3 protein-coding genes and 1 pseudogene are annotated in these 2,962 nt (G+C 63.4%); 2 read left to right on the forward strand and 2 right to left on the reverse strand.

The features are described from left to right. Window positions 1-94: 94 nt before the first annotated feature. A complete protein-coding gene (locus tag ABZZ74_RS53420) occupies window positions 95-505 on the forward strand; it encodes a reverse transcriptase domain-containing protein (protein ID WP_356951345.1) in 411 nt (136 codons plus the stop codon). Window positions 506-674: 169 nt separating this feature from the next. Here ABZZ74_RS53420 and ABZZ74_RS53425 read toward each other — a convergent pair whose 3' ends face one another. Beyond that, a complete protein-coding gene (locus ABZZ74_RS53425; protein ID WP_356951346.1) occupies window positions 675-1,910 on the reverse strand; it encodes an IS4 family transposase in 1,236 nt (411 codons plus the stop codon). 157 nt (window positions 1,911-2,067) lie between these two features. Here ABZZ74_RS53425 and ABZZ74_RS53430 point away from each other — a divergent pair, with 157 nt between their 5' ends. Continuing rightward, window positions 2,068-2,712 (forward strand): reverse transcriptase domain-containing protein, encoded by a 645-nt coding sequence (locus ABZZ74_RS53430; RefSeq protein WP_356951347.1) that lies wholly within the window; start codon window positions 2,068-2,070, stop codon window positions 2,710-2,712. Here the strand turns inward: ABZZ74_RS53430 and ABZZ74_RS53435 are convergent. Further along, window positions 2,660-2,833 (reverse strand): annotated as a pseudogene (locus ABZZ74_RS53435) (ISAs1 family transposase); the annotation flags it as partial. The gene ABZZ74_RS53430 and the pseudogene ABZZ74_RS53435 sit on opposite strands and share 53 nt — an antisense overlap. Window positions 2,834-2,962 lie beyond the last annotated feature (129 nt).

Genomic DNA, 2,962 nt, shown 5'->3' on the forward strand with positions numbered 1-2,962 from the left:
GATCGCCCTGTCACCCCACAAGGCACCCCTGGACCTCTTCGGCGTACCCACCGACCTGCGACTTTGCTGAAAAATTCGACTTTGCGTCAGCCCTGTGCGAGCGGTCGAGATCCCCAAGTCGTCGCCTGGCGGCGGCGTGAGGACCTTGGGCGTGCCCACGGTGGCCGACAGAATCGCCCAGACCGTGGTGGCCAGGCACCTCATGGACCGGGTGGAACCCGTGTTCCATGAGGACTCCTACGGCTACCGGCCTGGGCGGTCGGCGCTGGACGCGGTGGAGTCCTGCCGGCAACGCTGCTGGAGGAAGGACTGGGTGGTCGAGCTCGACATCGAGAAGTTCTTCGACAGCGTGCGCTGGGACCTCATCGTCAAGGCCGTGGAAGCGCACACCGACGCCGTCTGGGTGATTTTGTATGTCAAGCGGTGGCTCCAAGCACCGCTGCAACTGCCCGACGGCACCTTGCAACAGCGGGACCGTGGAACCCCACAGGGCAATGCCACGTAGTTAAGAAACAGCGAGGATTTTGATGTTGGGCGGGTCGGAGTGGTGGATGGTGGTTTCGGTGGGTTGCTTCTTTCTGTAGGCGTGGACGTGGACACGTTTGACGGCTCGTGGGCTGGTGCGGTGGCGTCGGCGCGGGTTGGGCCTCTCTAGGATTTCTGCGCGGGCTAATTCAAGAGCGTTCCTGAGACGGCGAGGGGGAAAAGCCCGCCTGGTCAGTGATCTGACGGCGGATGACGCGAAGTGATCTGATGAAGGACAGCCTGTCAGGGTCGATGTCAGCTTGGTCAGCCGCCTCGCACATCAGGTGCCGGACCGCATAATGGGTCAGCAGCAGCGCCCAGATCTCCTGCTCGATCATGTCCGGAGACTTGGAGCGCAGAACACCACCGCGGCCACGCTGATGGGTCTTGACCTCGTCGAGGCCGGATTCAAATTCCCAGCGTTCGGCGTAAGCAGCCGCAAGCTCAGCGGCATTGGCTTCATCCGGATCCATGATCGTGGTGATCAGGCAGAAGATCTCTCCCTTGCCCTCACGATTGGTCACTTCGTACTCGACAACCCGGACCGGGATCCCGGACGGTTCCTCGATTCGCGCCGAACCACGGTGCCGCTGAGTCGCGCGCCGGCCCCGCACCTTCGGGTCGAGCAGGAAGGACTCATACGACCCGTCCTTCAGCGGCCGGACCACCGGTAATTGAGGACCATCAGGCATCCGCCACAACAGGTCCGCTCCCGTGGCGGCGGCCGCCTCCCACAGCCGGTACGCGTAAAATCCCCGGTCAGCGGTGACCAGCATGCCGGGCTCGAAATCAGCAACCAGATCCCGGGCAAGAGTGCCTTCGTCCGTCCGCCACGGGCCCAGCCGGGCGGCCACGATGGCATGCGTGCCGCATTCACCCAACCCCACGATCTTCACCTGCGGAAACGGGGCGGGATTCCGTGTCCCACCGGAACGTCCGAACTTCGCCTCATTCGCAGGAGTATCGGGAATATCCAGCACGAAACCATCGATGGCCATTAGCCGCCACCGGCTCAGCCACGCCCCCTGAGTGCCCCGCTGGGCACACGGCAGCGCCACCCGCTCGAACAGCAGCTTCAACGGTTCCGACCCGAGACGCCGACGTGCCTGAGAAATCGCACTGGAGGTAGGAACCGTCCATTCCTTCCGCCATGTCCCCAGAAAACGCAGGCCGCTGACGAGGAGACGGATCACCTCCTCGTAAGAATCGCCGAAGAACAAGCACAGAGCCATGACGAAATAGACGACCACACGCGCAGGCAGCAGACGGGATCGCTTCTCGGCCCGTCCCGTCTCGGCGAGCACCTCGTCGACCAGGTCACGGTCCACCAGACGTGTCAGAACCCCGATACCCACCCGGTCAGTCAGCCGTTCGCCGGAGACCACCGCACCATCTCGAGCCCCACCCATGAACGAGGAAGATAACCAGTTTCACCCGCATAGGGAAAGGCCAGCGGCTATACCTGTTGGCTATCCACAGCCAGCCCGGGCGTGTCGCTGTGCATATGTGGAAACAGCACACTGAACTGCTTATCTACGTGGCATTGCCCCACAGGGCTCAGCGGTCTCGCCCGTGCTCGCGAACCTGTTCATGCACTATGCGCTCGACATGTGGCTGGACCGGGAGTTCCCCGCCGTTACGTTCGAGCGTTACGCCGATGACGCGGTCGTGCACTGCGTCTCGGAGCGTCAGGCCCGCCAGGTGCTGGCCGCGCTCACGGACAGGATGGAGGAAGTCGGGCTGAGCCTGCATCCCGACAAGACCAGGATCGTCTACTGCCGGGACGGGAAACGCCAAGGCTCGTATGAGCACAGGGAGTTCACCTTCCTCGGGTACACGTTCCGGGCGCGCAAGTCGCAGGACAAGCAGGGCAGGCGGTTCCTGTCCTTCGAGCCCGCGATCAGCAAGGACGCCTTGAAGAGGATCGGTAGGGAAGTACGCAGTTGGCGTCTTCACCGACGGTCCGACCTCTCCTTCGCGGAGCTCGCCCGACGGATCAATCCGATCGTGGCGGGCTGGATCAACTACTACGGCCGGTTCTACCGATCGGCCCTGATCCCTCTCCTGCAGCGCATCAACGCCTACTTGGTGCGATGGATCCGTAAGAAGTACAGGCGGCTCTCGGCGTTGCGAACAGCAGCGAGGAGAGCCGGTACCGCACTCCGCAAGCCCCTCTCGGATCGGTGACCGACTCGAACTCAGCGACCAGGCAGCGGACTTGCTCCTTGGCGGCACCCTCGCCGAGGGCTTCCAGGCAGGGTGCATGAGGCACGGGGACAGCGACAGGGGATGATGGAGGAACGAACACGGCACCTTCGTGGATCTTGCAGCGTAGAGAACTACATGATCCACAGGTGCCGTGTTCACCTGCTTCCGGGGCCCACCACCGAGATCAACACCCCAGGCCGGGACGATCCAGGCACTCGCCGGGGCCCTG

The organism is Streptomyces sp. NPDC006476 (assembly GCF_040612015.1).
Lineage (GTDB): Bacteria > Actinomycetota > Actinomycetes > Streptomycetales > Streptomycetaceae > Streptomyces > Streptomyces griseorubiginosus_B.